Annotated in this window: 15 protein-coding genes and 5 pseudogenes; 12 read left to right on the forward strand and 8 right to left on the reverse strand. The window is 68.9% G+C overall.

Translation table 11 applies throughout. From position 1 onward, the window contains the following. The first annotated feature begins 15 nt into the window (after window positions 1-15). The 4 genes and pseudogenes from A6P39_RS43670 to A6P39_RS43685 all read left to right on the forward strand — a co-directional run. Complete coding sequence (locus A6P39_RS43670; RefSeq protein WP_275884101.1) at window positions 16-354, forward strand: YbaB/EbfC family nucleoid-associated protein; 339 nt, start codon at window positions 16-18, stop codon at window positions 352-354. A 1,101-nt stretch (window positions 355-1,455) separates the two neighbouring features. Next, window positions 1,456-1,890, forward strand: a complete 435-nt coding sequence (locus tag A6P39_RS43675; protein WP_275884102.1) for a roadblock/LC7 domain-containing protein — start codon at window positions 1,456-1,458, stop codon at window positions 1,888-1,890. Then, window positions 1,875-2,253 (forward strand): annotated as a pseudogene (locus A6P39_RS43680) (DUF742 domain-containing protein). Before A6P39_RS43675 ends, A6P39_RS43680 begins: the two are co-directional and overlap by 16 nt. 89 nt (window positions 2,254-2,342) lie before the next feature. Further along, window positions 2,343-2,924, forward strand: a pseudogene (locus A6P39_RS43685) (GTP-binding protein); the annotation flags it as partial. Window positions 2,925-3,002: 78 nt separating this feature from the next. On the opposite strand, the gene A6P39_RS43690 reads toward A6P39_RS43685, so the two are convergent. Next, a complete protein-coding gene (locus tag A6P39_RS43690) occupies window positions 3,003-3,965 on the reverse strand; it encodes an ATP-grasp domain-containing protein (protein WP_275884103.1) in 963 nt (320 codons plus the stop codon). A 2-nt stretch (window positions 3,966-3,967) separates the two neighbouring features. Beyond that, window positions 3,968-4,246, reverse strand: a complete 279-nt coding sequence (locus A6P39_RS43695) for a ubiquitin-like protein Pup (protein WP_275884104.1) — start codon at window positions 4,244-4,246, stop codon at window positions 3,968-3,970. A 570-nt stretch (window positions 4,247-4,816) separates the two neighbouring features. On the opposite strand from A6P39_RS43695, the gene A6P39_RS43700 reads away from it, so the two are divergent. After that, window positions 4,817-5,239: a hypothetical protein gene (locus tag A6P39_RS43700; protein WP_275884105.1), complete on the forward strand. Its 423-nt coding sequence runs from the start codon at window positions 4,817-4,819 to the stop codon at window positions 5,237-5,239. A 477-nt stretch (window positions 5,240-5,716) separates the two neighbouring features. Beyond that, window positions 5,717-6,022: a phosphodiester glycosidase family protein gene (locus A6P39_RS43705; RefSeq protein WP_275884106.1), complete on the forward strand. Its 306-nt coding sequence runs from the start codon at window positions 5,717-5,719 to the stop codon at window positions 6,020-6,022. 73 nt (window positions 6,023-6,095) lie between these two features. On the opposite strand, the pseudogene A6P39_RS43710 reads toward A6P39_RS43705, so the two are convergent. Continuing rightward, a pseudogene (locus tag A6P39_RS43710) lies at window positions 6,096-6,835 on the reverse strand (MBL fold metallo-hydrolase). A 429-nt stretch (window positions 6,836-7,264) separates the two neighbouring features. Here A6P39_RS43710 and A6P39_RS43715 point away from each other — a divergent pair. Both A6P39_RS43715 and A6P39_RS43720 read left to right on the forward strand, forming a co-directional pair. Further along, on the forward strand, window positions 7,265-7,756 hold the full coding sequence (locus A6P39_RS43715; protein WP_275884107.1) for a chorismate pyruvate-lyase family protein: 492 nt from the start codon (window positions 7,265-7,267) through the stop codon (window positions 7,754-7,756). 65 nt (window positions 7,757-7,821) lie between these two features. Beyond that, window positions 7,822-8,664 carry an FAD-dependent monooxygenase gene (locus A6P39_RS43720; RefSeq protein ID WP_275884108.1) on the forward strand — a complete coding sequence of 281 codons (843 nt, stop codon included), beginning with the start codon at window positions 7,822-7,824 and terminating at the stop codon, window positions 8,662-8,664. On the opposite strand, the gene A6P39_RS43725 is transcribed toward A6P39_RS43720, so the two are convergent. The 3 genes and pseudogenes from A6P39_RS43725 to A6P39_RS43735 form a co-directional block, all read right to left on the reverse strand. Continuing rightward, window positions 8,569-13,461 carry a glycosyltransferase gene (locus A6P39_RS43725; RefSeq protein ID WP_275884109.1) on the reverse strand — a complete coding sequence of 1,631 codons (4,893 nt, stop codon included), beginning with the start codon at window positions 13,459-13,461 and terminating at the stop codon, window positions 8,569-8,571. The genes A6P39_RS43720 and A6P39_RS43725 overlap by 96 nt on opposite strands. 771 nt (window positions 13,462-14,232) lie before the next feature. Next, window positions 14,233-15,120 carry an RCC1 domain-containing protein gene (locus A6P39_RS43730; protein WP_275884110.1) on the reverse strand — a complete coding sequence of 296 codons (888 nt, stop codon included), beginning with the start codon at window positions 15,118-15,120 and terminating at the stop codon, window positions 14,233-14,235. A 43-nt stretch (window positions 15,121-15,163) separates the two neighbouring features. Next, a pseudogene (locus tag A6P39_RS43735) lies at window positions 15,164-15,898 on the reverse strand (IS5 family transposase); the annotation flags it as partial. A gap of 258 nt (window positions 15,899-16,156) precedes the next feature. On the opposite strand from A6P39_RS43735, the gene A6P39_RS43740 reads away from it, so the two are divergent. Beyond that, window positions 16,157-16,741 (forward strand): serine peptidase, encoded by a 585-nt coding sequence (locus A6P39_RS43740; RefSeq protein WP_275884111.1) that lies wholly within the window; start codon window positions 16,157-16,159, stop codon window positions 16,739-16,741. 40 nt (window positions 16,742-16,781) lie between these two features. Here A6P39_RS43740 and A6P39_RS43745 read toward each other — a convergent pair. Continuing rightward, window positions 16,782-17,075: pseudogene (locus A6P39_RS43745) on the reverse strand (transposase); the annotation flags it as partial. A 45-nt stretch (window positions 17,076-17,120) separates the two neighbouring features. Next, complete coding sequence (locus A6P39_RS43750) at window positions 17,121-17,288, reverse strand: hypothetical protein (protein WP_275884112.1); 168 nt, start codon at window positions 17,286-17,288, stop codon at window positions 17,121-17,123. 161 nt (window positions 17,289-17,449) lie between these two features. Here A6P39_RS43750 and A6P39_RS43755 point away from each other — a divergent pair, with 161 nt between their 5' ends. From A6P39_RS43755 to A6P39_RS43765, 3 genes are all read left to right on the forward strand, one after another. Beyond that, a complete protein-coding gene (locus A6P39_RS43755; RefSeq protein ID WP_275884113.1) occupies window positions 17,450-17,689 on the forward strand; it encodes a hypothetical protein in 240 nt (79 codons plus the stop codon). Next, complete coding sequence (locus A6P39_RS43760; protein WP_275884114.1) at window positions 17,689-18,066, forward strand: fic family toxin-antitoxin system, toxin component; 378 nt, start codon at window positions 17,689-17,691, stop codon at window positions 18,064-18,066. Before A6P39_RS43755 ends, A6P39_RS43760 begins: the two co-directional genes overlap by 1 nt. Window positions 18,067-18,310: 244 nt before the next feature. Beyond that, on the forward strand, window positions 18,311-18,916 hold the full coding sequence (locus A6P39_RS43765) for a hypothetical protein (protein ID WP_275884115.1): 606 nt from the start codon (window positions 18,311-18,313) through the stop codon (window positions 18,914-18,916). Window positions 18,917-19,044 lie beyond the last annotated feature (128 nt).

Genomic DNA, 19,044 nt, shown 5'->3' on the forward strand with positions numbered 1-19,044 from the left:
GAAGAGATCGGAAACATGCAGGTGGCCCACGACGACAGTTTCGACCTAGACCGTCTGCTGCAGCGCGCCGATCAGTTGCAGCAGAACGCCGCCCGGGCGAAGCAGGAACTTTTTGCTACCGGCGCTCAGGGAGTAGCAGGCGGTGGCGCGGTGAAGGTGACGGTGGACGGCAAAGGACAGATCGAGACCCTTCAGATCTCGCCGGTGATCGCCGACCCGAACAACACCGAAGGCCTTGCCGAGATGGTCGTCGCCGCCGTCCGGGACGCTCACACCTCCTTGACGGCCATCCATCGGGCCCAGTTGCGCCCCTTGCTGGACTCACTGAAGGCAGGGCTGGGCGGCTTGTCCTGACGTGCCCAACCGTCCCGGTCCGCGGGGCATCGGCGGACCGGGACGACCTCGACGCGCCGCTCACGGGACGACGCCCGTCGGGCGGACGTCCGGGAAGGAGACGGGCGGGCCGCGCCAGGCACCGGCCAGCCGCCTCGCGTTCGGCAGTCCTAGCGGACCGGCACGGCATCGGCGTCACGCTGCGCCAGTCCCCGTACGGAGGTGTCAACGCGGTGGTGCTGATCCCGCAGACGCTGCTGGAGTGGGCACCGGAAGGCGCCGAGGTACCGGCTAGCGGACCGGCCCGCGCTTCCGTACCCGGCCGGCAGGGCGGCTGGACGCCCCTCACCGTCGAGGGCCAGCGGCTCGTCGGCGACCAGCCTGGCCACGACGCCCGCCCCGAGCCCCTGACGCCCCCCCGCGGCTCAGCCGCCCGCCCGGCCCGCTGCCCAGCGGCAGCCGCAACGGCAGGCGTCCGCAGAGCAGCTGGCCGACCCGAGGGGATTCGCCCAGCCGCAGCCCGTGACATCGGGTGGCGCCTACGGCGCCATGCCTGTGCAGCCGGCCGCGATGGGCGCGGCCGATGGCTGGCAGCCGCCGGGCGGGCACGAGTTCGCCGCGCCGCCGCCCGGCCAGGGCGAGCCCGACATGATCGACGGGTTGCCGCGCCGCGTGCCGCAGGCCAGCCTCGCCCAGGAGCTGTTCGACGAGGCCGAGGAGACGGCGGCGGGGCGAATGATGGACTGGGGGCAACCCTCAGGGGCGCCCCGGGGCTTCCCCTGGCAGGCGCCGGCCGAACCCGCGGACAGCGGCGCTTTTGCTCCGGCCCCGGCTGGCCGCGGGGCCCGCGGCCGCGCGCCCCAGCCGGGCCCGCCGCCGCCCGTCCCGGTGCGCCCGCGCCCGGCGCCGCCGCCCCGAGCACGTCCGCTCGATGATGTCCGCCCTCCAGGCGGGCGCCGCCCGGGCCCGGGCCGGTGGGGTCCGTTCGGGCAACGAGCCCTGGCGGGACCGGCCCGCAGTGCGGGCCTGGAACTTCCCCGGCGCGGCGGCGGCCGACCCGCCTCCCGCCCCCTCGCACCATGCCGCCTCTCCCTATCCGGCTCCAGGAAGGCACAAGAGCAGATGACACACCTTCCCGTTCCCGAATCGGCCATGAACCTGGACTGGCTGCTCAGCGACATGGTGCGGACCGTGCCGGAGATCGGCCACGCGATCCTGCTGTCGACCGACGGCCTGCTGCTGGGCACCTCGGCCGGAATGGCCCGCGACCAGGCCGAGCGGCTGTCGGCCGTGGCGTCCGGCTTCAACAGCCTGGCCGAGGGCGCCGGCCGGCATTTCGGCGGGGGCGCCGTGCGCCAGACCATGGTCGAGATGGAGGCCGGCTTCCTGTTCGTGTGCGCCGCGGGCGACAACGCCTGCCCTGCAGCACTCACCCCGCAGGGCGCAGACATCGGCGTCGTCGCCTACGAGATGGCGATGCTGGTGAAGCCGCTCGGCCAGAGCATGTCCGTCGACTCCCGCAACGGCGCGGATTCCACCCGCTGGACAGCGATGTGAGCGATCCAGAGTGGGTGGACGACGCGGCGGGCCCGGTGGTGCGGCCGTACGCGGTGGTACGCGGCCGGACCAGCGCGGGCCTGCACGTCCTGGACCTGGTTGCGTTCGTCGTCACCGTGGCCGAGGGCACGCTGCCGTGGATGCCGTTTCAGCCCGAGCACTGGGAGATCCTCGACTTGTGCCGGATCCCGCGGTCGGTGACCGAGGTGGCCGCGGGACTGCGAATCCCCGTCGGGGTGGTGCGGGTACTGCTAGCGGACCTACTGGACGCGCAGGCGGTACGCATGCGCGAACCCGATGCGGGCAGCGATCGGCCCACCGTACCCGTCATCAACGGTCCTGGCCGGCCTGCGGGCGTTGTGAGGGCACCCGGGGACGGTCCCCGGGCAGGAGCGGCAGCTGTGCGGAGCGCTGCGGCGAGGTGAAGATTGAACCTGGGAGAGGGCACAGGCATGATGTCAGGCGGGCTGGAAACCGGTGGGCCGGCCGCGGAGGACGTGGATCTGGCGGAGGCGGTGAAGATCCTCGTGGCCGGCGGATTCGGGTCGGGCAAGACCACCCTGGTCTCCGCGGTCAGCGAGATCACCCCCTTCCACACCGAGGAGACCCTCACCCGTTCCAGTGAGGGCGTCGACGACCTCGCTGGCGTGGAGCGCAAGACGACCACCACAGTGGCCCTGGACTTCGGCCGGATCACCATCCACCAGAAGCTGGCGCTGTTCCTGTTCGGCACGCCCGGCCAGGACCGCTACTGGTTCATGTGGGACGAGCTGGCCGCCGGCGCGCTGTGCGCGATCGTGCTGGCCGACACCCGCTGGCTGGCCGCCTGCTTCCCGGCGGTCGACTACTTCGAACGGCGCGCGGTGCCCTTCGTCGTCGCCGTCAACTGCTTCGACGGCGCCCGCCGCTACCCCGTCGAGGCGGTGAGCGCCGCGCTCAGCCTCAGGCCGGGTGTGCCCATCCTGCTGTGCGACGCCCGCCGCCGTGAGTCGGTCCAGCAGGTCCTGGTCAAGGCCGTCGAGCACGTGCTGTCCCTCGAGGCGGCCCGCGGCAACCGACCAGGCGGCGCGCGGCTGGCCGGAGCGGGGGCCGCAGACCGGGCGCGGCCGGCGTCAGGCCAGCCGCAGCCCGGTGGCATCGGTGTCCGTCAGGCCACCGGCGTCCGCCTGCTGAGGATGGACCAGCCGCCTCTTCATGTACGCCAGGTACGCGCTGACCTTGTCGGCGGTCCAACCGCCGCTGCCGATCGGCGGGTTCGGGCTCACGTCCAGCACGCACCACTGTCCGGTCGTCCAGTGCCGGACCAGGCGCACGCCGGCGATGTCGTAGCCGAGGGACGCGGCCACGTGCACCGCGGTCCGCCCGGCTGACGGCTCCAGCGCGTGCGGGTCGACGCGTTCGGCGTCCTCCCATCTGGTCCTGGCCAGTAGATCGTCGCTCCCGATGCCGGTGTGGCGCAGGGCGAACTCCACGTGCCCACCCAGCACCAGGGCGAAGTACGAACCGTCAGGCGGCACGAGTTCCTGGGCGAGGAACCCGCGGCCCAGGTCGCCGTCTCGCAGTTCACCCTCGAACGCCGCTTCGTCGCCGACCAGCCTCGTCCTGCCGGCTCTGCCGCCCGTGACCGACTTCAGCACGAACGGCAGGTCGAGCCGCGCGGCCAGGTCGTGGAAGGCACCCGGGAGCGATCGGGACGGCAGATACACCGTGGAGGGCACGGACAGCCCCCGGTTCGCCAACCGGACGTAGGTGAAGAGTTTCGTGGGCGCGCCGATGCCCGCCACATTGACGGCCCGGACCCCCTTAACGGCCAGATAGTCCGAGATCGCGTTCAGCACGGTCGCGGTCGGCCTGGGGTAGGCGAGGACCTGCACGAGGCCGAAATCGGCCAGATCCCGGCCATCCACCGTCTCGCGGATGCAAACACCCTCGGGCCCGATGTGGACGGCCAGGTCCTCGATGCTGCGGAACACGACCTCGACACCGGAGCCGAGCAACTCGCCCGCCAGGTCGACGTGTTCGCCCAGGCCCTCGCCATTGACCACGAGGGCGGATTTGGGTGACGCCTCGGCCAACGCTACTGGCCGCCCTTCTGGACGAACCCCATGACCTTGTCCCTGACGGCCTCGTCCACCTCGGGGGAGTCCACCCGGTCCCCCTTCTGGAAGCCGAGTTCCGACAGCGTCAGGTCGTCGAACTCGTCGAGGACCTCGTCGATGCTGTCGATCACGTCGGCGGCCTGCGAGGACGCTTCCTCGCCCGAAGCCGTGGAAACCTCCGGCTGCTTCGTGTCAGCCGCCGTCGCCTCTTCCTGATCGGCTTCCCGGTGGGGCTTGCGTTCCTGCTTGCCGGGCAAAAGCTCGCTCCCTTCTCCTGGCGTACCTATGAAACGGAACGGCGGGCAGCAGGGTTCACGGTTTACCGACACCTGCGCCAGGGCGATGGAGACGCATGTGGGGCGGCCCGGCCACGCCGAAAGCCGGAATGGTTCAGGGCAGGTGGCGGCCATCCCACAGCCCCCGGCCACCCCAACTCCCTGTCCCCTGCCTCTCATCCGACCCTCCCGCATCATCGGCATGTACAACGAGCACCGAATTGAAGGCGGTTCATGTCGGGTTTCCTCAAAGTTTCCACTTCAGCACCCTGTTGGTTCACCGCCACGGATCCGACATGCAGAAACACACATACCTGTCCCGCCACACCAGGAGGCCCCTGCATGCGCCGGATCGAACGCTCTTCCCGCACCGCGGCCACCCCCGAGGGCAGCGACGCGCCCCGCGGCACTGCGGCGCGGTAACGGCGGCTGCGCCCTCTGGTTGCCACCGCGCTGGCGCTGGGCGCGGCCACCACCGGCCTGACCGTCGTCGATGCCACCGCCACCGTCACCGCCGCCGACAAGGGCGTCGCGGCCCCGCAGCCTCCGGTCATGGGCCAGCGAGTGCGCGTCGGTTCCTACGCGACGCAGACCGAGGCCACGGCCGCCGCGAAGGACGTCACCGCGGCCGGCTTCCACGCAGCCGTCGAGTGGACCGGCTACGACGCGCAGACGCCCGCCGACCTGGAGAACGTGCACGTGGCCGTGAGCGACCCGCGCATGTTCACCGGCACCGTCCAGGGCACCCACGGCGGCGCAGCCACCCAGCGCCGGATCACCTCGTCTGTCGCGACTGAACTCGGCTCGCTCGTCGGCGTGAACGCTGGATTCTTCGTCACCTCCGACGCCGACGGCATCCAAGGCACGCAGTCCGGCGTCGGCGCCTACGACGGCCAACTGGAGTCGATGGCCGCCGGCGCGCGCGCCGCGGTGGTCAACCAGCATGGGGGCGAAGCTTCCGCGTCGCCCGGCTGACCACGAAGGTCACCGCCCACGCCGACAGCGCGACGCTGGCCGTGCAGGGCATCAACCGCGTGTCCGGAACCGTCCGCGACTGCGGCCGGCCCAGCGCCCAGCCCAGCGACCTGCCCTGGCAGGACGTCACCTGCCAGCTCGCCGACGACGCGGTGCTCTTCACCGGTGCGTTCGGCGCACCGCTGCCCACCGGCCCCGGCACCCAGGTCGTGCTCAACGGCTCTGGCCGGGTTGCCGGCGCGCGCGGCGGCAGCGTTCTCGCGGGCGACCGCGTACTCCAGGGCATCGGCACCGCCGGCGACTGGCTGGCCGCACACGCCGTCACCGGCCGCAGGATCGCGCTCGACCATGACATCCGCGACGCCCAGGGCGGCCGGATCCGCCTCGGCTCCCACGACAGCATCGTCAGTGCCGCCCCCACCCTGGTGCAGGACGGGCCGTGTCGCCGTCGACGCCGTCCGCGAGGGTACCGTCGACGTGAAGGACCTGACGTTCGGCTACGCGTGGGCCCTGATCCGCCAGCCACGCACCATGGCCGGCGTCGACGCCAGGGGCCGGCTGATCCTCGCCGCGGTCGACGGTCGGCAGTCCGGCGGCAGCGAGGGCTTCACGCTCAACGAGGCCGCGTCCTTCATCCGCTCGCTCGGTGCAGTGCAGGTGCTCAACCTGGATGGCGGCGGCTCCACAGCCATGACCGTCAACGGCACGCTGGTCAATCACACCTCGGACGCGACCGGCGAGCGCCCCGTGGGCGACACCGTTCAGGTCATGCCCGGCCGATGACCCGTCCGCGAACGATCCGGCGATGCAGGTCAGGCTCGGAAGCCTGTCGGCGTGCCGGGCCGTTCGCCCGGACTCAGCGTGCTGCGTGTTCCCGAGCCCGTTCGACGGCCGGCTTGACGCTTCCCCGGTGCACCGGCCCGTGGCCGGGCAGGATCAGGTCCGCGTCGACGCCCTCCAGCGCGTCCAGCGAGCGCAGGGCCGCGGCGCGATCGGTGTGGAACATCGCCGGCAGCAGTTGCGGCCCCTCGATCCGCGACGTCGGATGGGCCGTGACCAGGGCGTCACCGCTGATCAGGATCCCGCTCGCGGACAGGAGGTAGGCGCAGTGCCCTCGGGTGTGCCCCGGCGTGTGCACCGGCTCTGGCGCACCCGGTAGGTCCAGTGGGCCCGCCGCCGGAAAGGCCGCGGGTTCCGCGACCGGCACGTGGCTGTGCCGCCGGCCCGAAGAGCGTGGACCGCCCAGGGCAGCACGCCGGGACGCCACGCCTGGCCGAGCGCCTGACCGACGGAGACCTGGTCGAGGAACTCCCGTCGGGCGTGCGGGACTTCCAGCTCGTGCATGAGGACGCTGATACCGTGCGCCGCCCGCAGACGCTCGGCCGCCCCGATGTGGTCGTTGTGGGCGTGCGTCAGCAGGACTGCGCGCACGGACTCCGGCTTGAGCCCCATCACGGCCAGCGAGGCCAGCAGTAGGTCAGGGTCATCCGGGTAGCCGCTGTCCACCAAGGTCGCGTCGTCACCGTCCTTGACGATGATCCAGTTGGTGTTGCTGCCCGCACCTGGTGGCCACACGGTCCGGGGAGAATCACGCACACGTGTGCATTATGTCGGGCAGCTCGCCGGCGTCGCGCACAAGGTGTGCCCGACGTCCCGTATCGGCTCGCGCGCTGGATCGGTGAGCGTGACGCGATGCCCGCATGATCCGCATTCCGGAACGCCGGTCGTACCGGAACGACCCGACGTGTCCGAAGGTCCGTCGATGTGCGAGAACAGGGCGGACGACCTGGGTACCTGAGGCAGACGACTCGTGCACATTCCGGGCGCGGGCACCACGAGGGTGCGCCGGCCGAGCAGCACAATGACTCGTGACCCACTTCACACCCCGGAGAACCGGCGGGGGGTGAACGCACCACCGCTTCCCTGCCGTTTGGCGAGTAAGGCACATCTCCAGTGGACGGCCGATCGGGCGAAAGGGTCATGAGTTCTCATCGTTCCCGGCATTGTCTGCCTCCGGAGACCTGCGTGCTCCTCACCTCCGACGGCTCGACGACACTGCTGCTCGAAGCCCTGGTTGGTGAGGAACTGGTCGTCCACGTGTCCAGCCAGGAACAGCGGCCCGCCGGGGAGTTCTCCGAGGCGTCGATGGTCTTCCATGACCTGACCGACCGGTGCCCGCTCCTGGTTCGCCGCTCGCAGGTCCACATGCGGCAGGGCGAGCCGATCTCCGACAACCTCGTACGGGCCCCCGTCGACGGCTCGGCCCTGTACGCGCTGATGGAAGACCGCCAGGCCCCGCTCGGGCGAGGCATGGGCAGACTCGGCGTGAGCCAGGCGCGCCAACTGCTGTCGATGGGCCTGGGCAGCTGGCCGGACACTCCCGGAAGCACGAAGACCTGCGCGAGCAAGACGTACGTGATGGTCGAGCGCGGCCGGCCCGTCATGTACATGGCTGAAAAGTTCAACCCCGCCTACGTGCCGGTGCGAACGCAGGACCAGGTGCCCGCGAGCGCGTGACGCCGCGGACCCGCCGGCCTCGGCGCCCCGCACGACCCCAGCCGGCCTCAAGAAGCGAGGAAGCCATGCCGATCCGTACCCAGGTGGCCATCATCGGCGCCGGACCCGCCGGTCTGACGCTGGCAGCCATTCTCCAGGCGGAGGGAGTGGACTGCGTCGTCGTCGAGAAACACCCGCTCTCCTACGTCGAAGCCCGCGCTCGTGCCGCCCTGATCGAACCGAGGACCGTCGCGGCCCTGGACCGCTACGGCCTGGCCGACCGGCTGCTCGTGGGCGCCGTGGCCCACGGCAGCTGCGAGTTCCGCAACCGCGGCGAGCGCTTCTCGGTCCCCTCCGGTGTGCTGGCGGGCGGCCGCCAGCACACCGTCTACCCGCAGCAGCCTTTGGTCGCCGACCTCGTCGCGGCTCGCGCGGCCACCGGCGGCGCCCTGTACTTCTCCCACCCGGCCGTGTCCGTCACAACCGGCCCGCTGGGGGAGCGCGGCACGATCACCGTCGAGTCCGCCCGGACCCGCGAGCGCCTCACCGTGGACTGCGACGTCATCGCCGGCTGCGACGGGTTCCACGGGATCTCTCGCGCGGCCATCCCCGTCGAGCACCTCGAACCGCACGGCAAGCGGCACGACTCGGCCTGGCTCGCCGTCCTCGCTGACGCCCCGCCCTCCACCCGGGAGATCGTCTACGCCCTGCACGACGACGGATACGCCGGGCACATGCTGCGCACCCCCCGTCAGCCGCTACTACCTTCAGTGCCCGCGCGAGGACACCGTCGAGTCCTACGTCGGGCCCCGCGGGTGACCCGGACGCGGACGTCAGGCATAGAGGTGGGACAGGTCGGAGCCGAGGTTTACGTCGCAGAAGCCGATCTTCACATCGGACAAGGCCGCCCCGGTCTCCTGCAGCTTTAGCCTGGCCGGGCCGGTCAGCTGACCGTGCTCGTCGATGTCGATGGAGACGGGCCGACCAATCCACGTATCCGGGGCCGCCACGGAAACGCCCGCCGTCGAGAACCACCGCAGGGTGCCGCCGACCTTGACCACCCACAGGGGCTCCTCATCGGAGTGCGCGCCGAACACCAGGGACCGGGAGCCCGGGTTCCGCAATATGGCCGCCATGCCGCTGATCTCCTCCTCGACAGGCCGGTGCCAGACCCGCACGGCCGGCCGGACACTGGGTGCGAACCGGGCGACCAGGGCGTCGTCGTCAGCCGTCCAGTGCTCCTTGAAATAGCTCTCGAGGCGCTTCATCGCATCGAAGGTGGATTCCTCCGACTTCGTGCCCATGCCGGAGGCAGGATCGACAGGTCCCTTCCCCCATCGCTCACGAAGGGCCTGCGCCCAACCGCGCACCATCCACTCGTCCGGCTGCCACGCATCGTCGTACGGCACGTCCGCCACATAGGAGAAGCGAAGATCCTGTTCGTGCTCCAGCACGTCACTCCCGATGCGGGAGAACAGACTGAAAGCGCCTCGCGAAACGGAACTGCGCGCCAGATCAAGGACATCTGCACCGATGTCGACCGAAGCCGCCGCGTTCACGGCACGCTCGTGCAGGCCGTCGACGAACTTCTTCGCCACCGAAGGGATCGCATCGTACCGTTCCTCGACACCGAAGAAGTTGACGGCCACCATCTCCGGTTCTTTCGGCAGACCTCCGAAATACGTGGAGTTGTCGATGGCGGTCAGTTCGGCGCCTTCGGGGTCGTAGAGCAGGTTGCTGTAGTTGATGTGGAAGTCCGACATGCGATCGTTGTTGCCGAGGAAGATATCTGCCGCGAGGACTCTCCCCACCGATTCGAGAGCGGTATGGTCCGTGAGGAACGCGCGCAGCCCCTCGCCGTCCAGACCGGTCAGCTCCTCGCCCCGGGCGTGCTGCATCACCGCGAAGTACTCTGGGCCGCCCTCCGAGGTCTCACCCCACCGTGCCATGAAATTCACCATCGAATTCCTGGCAACGGGAAGTAGCTCCTCCACCCGCCGTCCCGCAGGCGTGTCCCACCGCACCACCTCCGCCCTGGGAGTGGCGACGCCGGCAACCTTCCGGATGAACCGGTCGGCGTAGTGGGACGACGTGTCCCACATCGGCTTCACCACCGCATGGCTTCCCGCAGCGGACCTCACGAAGTAGACACCCGTGGCGCCCTGACCGATCGTCACCGTGACCTCATGGGGCCAACGCAAGGGGTGCCAAGGGCGCCGGCCCTCGCCATCATCCGAGTCCAAGGCGCCGAAATCGTTGCGGACGATCGACGCGTCCACCAGAGCATGCCCGAGCGATGCTGATTCCCGGAACGCCCCGAACGGCTGCGCGACACTCCGGCCCCGCGGATCGACGACCACGGCCCGGGCATCGGCGACTGGGAGCCAGGGCGAATCGGCCGAGACCCGGTCCCCGTCGGGAGCGAGCATCTCCACGAAGACGACCTGCTGATCCGTCCGGCCAGGTGCCGGACGCAGGGCATAGGCCGCCAGCGCGTGACCGCGCTCCGCCGTGCGCTGGGCCAGGACGAAGGCCGCGCTGCCCGGCCCCTGCTCACCGACAGCGTCGCGCAGTTGCCGCCACGACGGCACGCGGGTCCAGTCCTGACCGGTTGACAGGCCGTCACGGGCTGGATGCACACCTAGCAGCCCGTCATCGAGCACCGAACCAGACCGCACGCCCTCCGGGAACAGCGCCTCACGCAGCCTCTCCACCGAACTGAGGCACAGGCCCAGCGGCGCCCCCGGCAGCTCGGAATCCTCCGCCGCCACACTCCCGACGTATCCGACCACATCACGAATGAGCGACTGCAGACCTGCCAGGTCCAATGCCCCTGAATGATCCATCGCAGCGGAGGACGCCTCGACGCCGGGCCGTGCGCCTGGGACTCCCGTGGCCGGGAACTCCCGCCGGTCGCTCCGTGTGGTGTGCTCGGCGCGAGGGTCGTTGCGGCTCAGTGGGCGCGGAGCGACATCCAGGAACGCTACCGGCCGGGAGTCGTCCCCCTCCGCCAAGCTGGCACCGCCTTGTAGTGCCGCATCAGACACCTCACTGCTGTCCAGCTCTGCAGGTGCCTCCCGGACGAGCAACTCCGGTGCGGCATCCGCCCTGTTGCTGTCGACGCGCGCCATGCGGACCAGCGCGTCTGTGTCATCCGAAGCCCCTTGCGCGGAGGATGCCTCCGTCATGGCGATGGGCTCATCCCCATACAGGCTTGCGGAGTCCGGGAATTCCGACGTGTGGCCTGTGGCGTGCGGGAAACGGGACCGAATGGCGTCGAGGATCCATGTCGGGATGGAATTCTCCTGGGTCAGTGGATGAATGGTCGAGTAGCCCGTGAGTCCTCGCTGTACCTCCGGAGACTGAGTGCCGACCTCGAGGGCGACGGTCCAGATGTCGATGCGCTGTGCTGGGTCTGCCTGGTTGATGATTTCCGCGATGAGTGGGAGGTTGACGACGCCCTCACGGTTCAAGACGTCGCGCTGCATCTGGTGCACCGCGGACCGGGTGAGTTCGAGAAGCCACCTTTCCTGATCGTGTGACCGGGGCTGGGCGTTGTGCCAACTGTGGGCCTCGCCTGCCGCGATCAGGTCCGGTCCGGCCGCGAGGAGTTGGGACGGGGGGGAAATCTCGTGGCCGTCGTCGCTGCTTTGGGTTTCGTACCCCAGAAGACGGGCGAACTCGCCGTGCACCCTGCCGGTCCTGAGGGTCGTCTCGAGTTTGGGCAGTACCGGGTTCTGTGTGAGGTTTTCGGTGCTTCCGGTTACCTTCAGGTACAAATCGCTCAGCTTCTCGACTACATGGGAGGCCATGGCTTCCATGTAGCGTATGGATGCCGGGCTCCCCGCGAAGGAGACCTGGGCGGATATGTCGGTGTAGCCGTCCTCGTCGCGGATCAGGGCGAAGCCGTCCCGGGATTCCGCCACCTGGCGGGTGAAACTGTCGAGCGGTTGCGTGATGGTGTTGTCGACGTCGTTGTAGAGTCCTCCGAGGAAATGGAGGATGAGTATTCTGCACGCGTCGCTCGCGGAAGCGTAGGCGGGTGTCACGTGCCGCTGGCGTTCCATTTTCGCGTATTCTGCCAGCAACCGCGCCGGAATCGGTGCCGCGGCGAGCTGCTGCTCCGTAAGGAGCTCGTCGATGTTGGCAAGAACGACGCCGGATGTGGAAGCCCATTGCCGCATCTGGTCCACCTCCGCAGTGTAGCCATGGCGTGGAGCCGGTGAGCGGGCGGCGTGCAGGAAGTCGTCCCGGGGCACGTCCGTCCACAGGACCGTGAGGAATCCTTTGTTGACTTCGGCGTTTCTCGCCACGTTCCGTTGGAACGACCCGCGGGTTGCTCCGTCGTCGAACAAGGGCCCCCCGAACCAGAGGTAGTGCTGGATTTTGGGGATTTCCCTGGGGAAACCCTCGGCGTTCGGGGAGGGGAGATACGTGCCTGTGATCACCTGGTGAGTGGACGAGGCGAGGGTTTTCGTCTGCATCTGAGCATGGGTAGGCTTCTTCAGTTTCCGCAGGTCCAGCCAGTGGAGCAGAGCAGGTACCTGGGCGGCAGGCAGGGTCCGCACGTCGAGGTACGAGGCCGTCAGACGCATGAAGTCGGGAGCCTGGGGGAGAGCGCGCAGGCCGAGGATGTCCTCGCCGTAGACAGCGGCCAGCCCCGTGGTGTCCGGTCGCCGCGCCGCCCCGGCGACGGTGGAACCCGCCAATTCACCCAGCAGGAATTCCCGTGCCTGCTCCGATCCGGAGGCGGCGAGTAGTTGCCGGGTCTGGGCGGCCAACCCCCTGACCGCCGGCCATCGGGTACTGGCGGGATCTTTTTCCGCCCGCCACTGCGCGACCGCTTCCAGGACAGCCACGAGGAGAGATGCATCGGTGCGATCCCGTGAAAGCTCACGCACGACAGAGTCGATCTTCCTGAGGCCGGGGGACCTGCGAGCACCGAAAACGCTCGAGACGCTCGACCACTCGCCTACGAAATCCAGTGCGCCGAGCAGATCGCTGTGCATGCGCTGTTCTGCGCTCCACTGCGTGAATCCCGGCCGTTCTGCGGCGCTCAAGGAGTTCGAAGAATCATGGCGGACTTCCTGTGTGTCGGGATCACCGAGCTTTTCCCGCCACGCCTGCAGGTGCGAGGCCCCGCCCTTTCCGGGGAAGAACGTACCGCCTTCGTTGGAGATTCCGGTCGCAAGGAGGGTGGCAACGCGCAGGAGGGGCTGGGCGCGGAAAGCTGGATGGAGCTCCGCATAGCGGTCTCCTACCTCAGCCTCCAGTTCCTCGTCATCGTAGGGGAACCTCACCCGTTCCAGTTCTCTTCTGGTCAGCTCCAGTACTGTCTGCCGGGTCTCGGGCGGCAGTAGGTCCCAGGAGGTGACAGCGCCACGCTCACCCTCGACCGCGACCGGCAGGGGTCGGTCCACCGCTGTCTGTGGCCTGCTCGCTTGATCAGCGTGCAGGTCGGCTGCAGCTGAGCCGGTGAGTGCGGATTCTGGCGCCCCGGACACGCCGACGGCAGAGCCGAGGGCGGCGAGCCGTCGAGCTGCAGCGGCGAGTTCGTTCTCCAGGACGTCGCGGTGAGCTCGGGTGAAGTTGTCGATGGCCACCGAGACGGCCTCCTGCCATTGGGCGGTACCGAGCCCCTGTCCGAGCGTTTCCCGGTACTCCTCGGCTTCATGGACCAGATCGAAGCAGTGCATATCCTTTGCAGGGCCGGTTCCGGACGTCATATCGAATCTCCGTACTGTCTCGATGACCGCAAACATGCGATGGAAGACTTCACGATGATACGTATCCGGTCTGCCGACCTCGCTGTGCCGCATCCTTCAGCCGACATGTGTGCGGAGGCGCTGAAGCGCGCAGCCCCTCGCACATGTATGGGCAGCTGCGCAGTTCGTGCAACTCGCGACCTGGCCGCGAGACGTGCTGGCCATCGTTCCTGGGGCGATGCCGGTGAGCTGCCTGCGCAGGGGCTCGTGAGTGCCCGGCGGTAGGTTGGTGGCGCCAAGGCCACCTACGCCCTGGGAATCCGACGCCACCGCTACCCAGCACATCACCGACCTGAACAAGCCAGGAAGCCGCCGGCCCCGCCCTGCCCGACGCCCAGGCCGACTGCTCGGGCACAGTCACCGAGGCCGCAGCCAAGCTCCTCGACGACGGAACCGCCTGGCGCGTCCTGACCACAGCCCGCACGTACGACACCGCCTACGGCCTGGTCACCACCGAGGGCGACAACGGCGACACCGCCCACGGTGTCGGCGCCACCTGCACGCTGACCTCTTACGTCACCCCCAACACTATGCACTGGCCGATCGCCTATCCCGCACAGCGCCCCGCAACGGTTAAGGAGCAGGACGGGCAGCCAAGCAACCACCTACTCATCCCCACCGGCGCGCAGCCCACCGCGGTCACTTTCATGGACGCTAAAGACTGGAATCAGAATGAGGTCTCTGGGCTAGGAGGTGACGGTATGTCAGTTAGCGGGTGTGCGGCCCGGGGGTTTATGGAAGCTGGACTCCGGACCAGTCATCGACTTCGCACTGTCTGTCGGCATTGTTGCCTGCCGTCACGACTGTGCCGTTGGTGCGCAGGCCAAGGGTGTGCGTTGAACCGGCCGCCACAGCGACAATGTCGTGCCAATCGCCGACTTCGCACTGTCCGTACCTGTTGTCTCCCGCCGCGAGGACCCGTCCGGACGCAGTGACCCCGACGGTGTGGTAGCTGCCCGCGTCGAGCGCCACTACGTCTTCCCACTCATCGACCTCGCACGCCCCGGTTGCGCGGTCTCCGGTCGCTACTGCCCGCCCGTCGGCTCTGAGGCCGACGGTATGGAGATACCCGGCCGAAATGGCAGCTAGGTCACGCCACCCTTCAACGGCGCACTGCCCTCGTCGGTTGTTCCCCGCGGCCAGTGCAGAACCGTCCGACCGGACGCCGACCGAGTGCCAGTCACCACACGAGAGGACGACCATCTCGCGCCAGGACTGCACGTCGCACTGTCCTTCCGAACTCCGGCCGAGCGCCAGCACACGGCCGTTTGCGAGTAGCCCGAGCGTGCGGCGCCAGCCTGCGGCCACGGCCGTGACGCCTCGCCATCCGGCGACATCACATTGCCCATCGCCATTCCAGCCCGTTGCCAGCACCGTGCCGTCCGACCGGAGTCCCACCGTATGAGACCTGCCTGTGTTCGTCGCGGTATGGACGTTGCCGGCTGCCACCACGACGACGTCTTCCCAATGCTCGACACGACATTCTGCGGCTGCGGTATTGCCCACGGCGAGAACGGTTCCGTCCCAGCGCCGTCCGACCGAATGACGCCTTCCTGCCGCCAGCGCCGACGGGTTGGCGAGCAATTGCGCCTCCTTGGGCTCGGCGCGAGTTCGCGACATGGGATGCCACCTTACTTGGGCCTGGAATCAGAGAGGGTCCTCGTCGTCGCCAGCAGATGACGGCACAACCGAGGGTGATGAAGGCCCGGTGGATGTCGTCGCGGATCTCCCAGCGGATGCGTAGGCGGCGGAACCAGTGCAGTAGTGCGATGGCGCCTTCCACGACCCAGCGGTGGACGCCGAGTCCGGAGCCGTGTTCGGTGCCGCGTCGGGCGATGTACGGGGTGATTTCGAACCGTCGGACCTGATCGCGGTAGCTCTCGTGGTCGTAGCCGCCGTCGGCGTAGAGGTGCTTGGGGCGATGCAGTGGTTGGCCGCGTTTGCCTCGGATCGGCGGGACGGCTTGGATCAGTGGGATCAGCTGGGTCACGTCGTTGCGGTTGCCGCCGGTCAGCGTGGCGGCCAGCGGAATGCCGTGGGCCTCGACGATCACGTGGTGCTTGCTGCCGGTCCTGCCTCGGTCCACCGGAGACGGGCCGGTGGCCGCACCACCTTTCATCGCCCGCAGATGGCTCGAGTCGACCGACGCCCGGGACAGATCCAGTACGCCGGCCGCCCGCAGTTCAGCCAGCAGCATCTCGCGCAGGCGCTGCCAGACCCCGGCCTCGTTCCATTCCCGCAGTCGCCTCCAGCAGGTCATCCCGGAGCCGTAGCCGAGTTCCTGCGGGAGGTAGCGCCAGGGGATGCCGGTGTAGAGCACGAACAGGTCAGGGCTGTGGAGGACCGATCGTCCATGCCCAGCGGGACCGCGGGCGACCTTACCGTCGTCGCGGTCCACGGGGTCGGGAACAGTTTCGGGGCAGACGTGATGCCCGAGCGGAAGGAAGAACTGCGCGAGGTCAGGGCCGCAGCGTGGGCGGGCCACCTGGCGGAGGGACTGGGCATCACCGCCGAACGCATCGATCTCGACTTCGCCTACTACGCCGACCGGTTGCTCCCCTGGGTCGCGGAGCAGGGCGCCGGTTCCCCGGATGGCATCGGCGATCCGCTGGAACAGGAGATGCTGACGGCGTGGTCCGCCCAGCTCGGAGTGCCCATGGAGATAGCTCAGGGGCATCTGACCGTTCCGTTGCGTCAGATCACGAGGTGGGTGGCCGCCCGATTCAATCTGGCCGAGGGTCCGCTCAGCGCCTTCATCCGTGTGCTGTTCCGTGAGGTGGCCGCTTACCTCAGAGAACCGAACTCACTGGCACGACGCGCGGCACGCGAAGAGGTCGCCGAGCGTATCGCGCGAAAGCGGCCAAACGTCGTGATTGCGCACTCACTCGGTTCTGTCGTCGCATACGAAGCCCTGCACGCCCATCCGGAACTGAGGCCGGACCTTTTCCTCACACTCGGCTCACCGCTCGCCCTTCCCCAGGTAGTGTTCCACCGGCTGCACCCCACCCCGCAGGGTGAACCACCCAACGTCTTCGGCCGGCGCCCACCGAGTGCGGGGCGCTGGGTGAACATCGCTGACCCCGGCGATCCCGTGTCCGTGCCCCCGCAGTTGAGTCCCCACTTCAAGGGCATAGCTCTCGATCACACGGCAGCCATCGCACCCTTCGATTTCCACCAGGCCAGAAACTATCTTCGATCTGCCGCCACAGCAGCCACGATCGGCCCGTACCTCGGTGCCTGATGATGTGTCAATTTAACGGCTGATCTTGGTTGTTGAGTGGTCAGTTGTTGCTCGGGGCTAGGCGGTTCTCGAAGGCGATCTGGAACGCGTTGAGCGGTGCCTTCCAGCGCAGGGTCCACCTCTTGCGGCCCCTGCCAGTCGGGTCCAGGCTCATCAGCGTCATGTAGATGCACTTCAAGGCGGCGGCCTCGTTGGGGAAGTGTCCGCGGGCGCGGACGGCCCTGCGAATGCGGGCGTTGACGCTCGCGATTGCATTTGTACTGCAGATGACCTTGCGTATCCCGACGTCGAAGGAGAGGAAGGGCACGAACTCGGCCCAGGCGTCCGACCAGAGGGAGCATCAAACCGTAATGACCTTCACCTCGGGATGGCCTTGGAGTCAGGCGGCCAGGTCCTCGCCTTCGCGGCCGTCGTACAGATGCAGCGGCCGGTGGGTGGCCATGTCGATCAGCACCGTGCCGTAGTGGCGGCCCTTGCGGAAGGCAAAGTCGTCGACACCAAGCACCTCAACCTCGCCGATTTCCGGCTCGGACAGGGCCCGGACCATCCGCAGCAGTGTGTCCCTGCCCACGGTGATACCGGCCGCGGCCGCCAAGGCGGGCCCCGGCCCGGTCGGCCAGCGCCAATCCGAGTCGCCCCCGCCGCCTGGTTGTCACAGAGCCGTATTGGTGCGCCCCGCGAAGTGGTAACAAGTGTTACCATCGGCGTATGGCGAAGACACAGCTGGGCGCGCGCGTCGACGCGGAGATCAAGCAACTCGCCGAGGCTCGTGCCGCTGACCGCGGCCTGAGTCTCGGCGACTACATTGCCGTCCTCGTGCAGGAGGACACCGGTGGGCTACGACAGCGAGGACTGGACGCTGCGGAGCGCTTCCTCGCGGAGCACCAGGGGGTCTTCGACGAAGCGGAAGACGCCGACCGTCACGCCCCGGGAGCGCACGCCGCGTAATGGATCTGTACATCGACGTCCCCTGGATCTTGCAGGTCGCCGAGCTGGCGGGGGCCGGGGACCCGGCCCCCGACGATTACGGGGTGCCGGTGGCCGCGGTCGCCTGCCACCGGGCTGAGCTGCTTGAGCAGCCCGTGTACGACGGCCCCTATGCCCGTGCCGCCGCTCTGGTGCACATCCTCGGCCGCTGCCGCTGGCTGGAGCGCTCCAACATGGCCGTCGCCGCCGCGACCGGCGTCATGTATCTGGAGGCCTCTGGCATCCCGGTGAAACCCACCCGCGATGATGCCATTGCCTTGCGTGACCTGCTACGGGATCCCGCCTGTACCACCGAGAGGATCGCTGCCCAGCTGCGCTCCTGGCCGCAAGCCACCTGACCTGCACACTCCGTCCGTCCCTGCCCCGAGCCTGCGTCGGCCGGGCTTTCGACAGGCAGATCCGTCAAGCCGCCGGTACGGCCGCACCTGACAGCCGGACCGATGTCTGACACCTCAGTGCACCGCTGCTGGTGACGATGTCGAGCGGGGCGCGGCAGGCGGCCCTGGGCGGCCATGGTCTACGCGGATTCGGCCCGGTAGGTGGCGCGGGCCGGGCCGGAGTGGTCAGCCCACCTGCGCGCGCGTGCACCGGACAGAGCGACGCTACCTGATCCGCTACTTCCTGAAATGGACCACGAGCCGTCGGCTCACCGTGCTGGAGACGGGCGGCGGCCTGGACCCAGTGGCGTTGTTCATCGGCCAGGGCGGCCGGATGCTCGCGGGCTCGGGCTGGGACCGCGTCCGCTGGCGGGCGTGGAAGCGGATGTGGGTCGAGCTGGCGGCGTCGGCGGGCTTCCGGGAGGGATCGTGCCGCACGTACCGGCACGCCACCAGCAGCTTTTGTACCTACGTCGACGCGACGGTCGCAGCGGCACAAGACGCCTCGCTGGCGCGGGAGGTGCCGGATCTGCACCACGCGGTGAGGGCATGGATCAGGCTGCTGCCGGCTGGCAACCCGGCGGGATCGCGGCGCCCGCACGAGTTCACCGGTCGGCTAAGGATGCTCATCGCGCGCCGGATCGCGCACTCGGACCGGCCGATCGTCGGGCGCCTGGATGGCTGGGTGCATGGTGCCGTAGGGCTGAGGCGCGGCCGGGGCGAGGAGGCCGACGAGTTCACCCGTGAAGGGGCGGAGGTTGAACCAGCGGCCGTCGCCGAGGTCGACCGTCAGCCCGGTAGACGCGATTGAACCACCAAGCGCTTGCGGTGTACGGATTTCAGCCCGACTGCCACTCGTCTGAGTGACAGTCGGGCTGACGTGCTGTCCGCGCACCTCGACGGCTACGCCCCGCCGCTCGGGATCATCCAGGACTCCCT

It is taken from the genome of Streptomyces sp. FXJ1.172 (assembly GCF_001636945.3).
Taxonomy (GTDB): Bacteria; Actinomycetota; Actinomycetes; order Streptomycetales; family Streptomycetaceae; genus Streptomyces.

Coding starts and splice junctions, on each gene's coding strand:
- A6P39_RS43670 (WP_275884101.1), top strand. CDS start 16: ATGCAGGTGGCCCACGACGACAGTTTCGACCTAGACCGTCTGCTGCAG.
- A6P39_RS43675 (WP_275884102.1), top strand. CDS start 1,456: ATGACACACCTTCCCGTTCCCGAATCGGCCATGAACCTGGACTGGCTG.
- A6P39_RS43700 (WP_275884105.1), top strand. CDS start 4,817: ATGGGCCAGCGAGTGCGCGTCGGTTCCTACGCGACGCAGACCGAGGCC.
- A6P39_RS43720 (WP_275884108.1), top strand. CDS start 7,822: ATGCCGATCCGTACCCAGGTGGCCATCATCGGCGCCGGACCCGCCGGT.
- A6P39_RS43725 (WP_275884109.1), bottom strand. CDS start 13,461: ATGACGTCCGGAACCGGCCCTGCAAAGGATATGCACTGCTTCGATCTG.
- A6P39_RS43730 (WP_275884110.1), bottom strand. CDS start 15,120: ATGTCGCGAACTCGCGCCGAGCCCAAGGAGGCGCAATTGCTCGCCAAC.
- A6P39_RS43740 (WP_275884111.1), top strand. CDS start 16,157: ATGGAGATAGCTCAGGGGCATCTGACCGTTCCGTTGCGTCAGATCACG.
- A6P39_RS43750 (WP_275884112.1), bottom strand. CDS start 17,288: ATGGTCCGGGCCCTGTCCGAGCCGGAAATCGGCGAGGTTGAGGTGCTT.
- A6P39_RS43755 (WP_275884113.1), top strand. CDS start 17,450: ATGGCGAAGACACAGCTGGGCGCGCGCGTCGACGCGGAGATCAAGCAA.
- A6P39_RS43760 (WP_275884114.1), top strand. CDS start 17,689: ATGGATCTGTACATCGACGTCCCCTGGATCTTGCAGGTCGCCGAGCTG.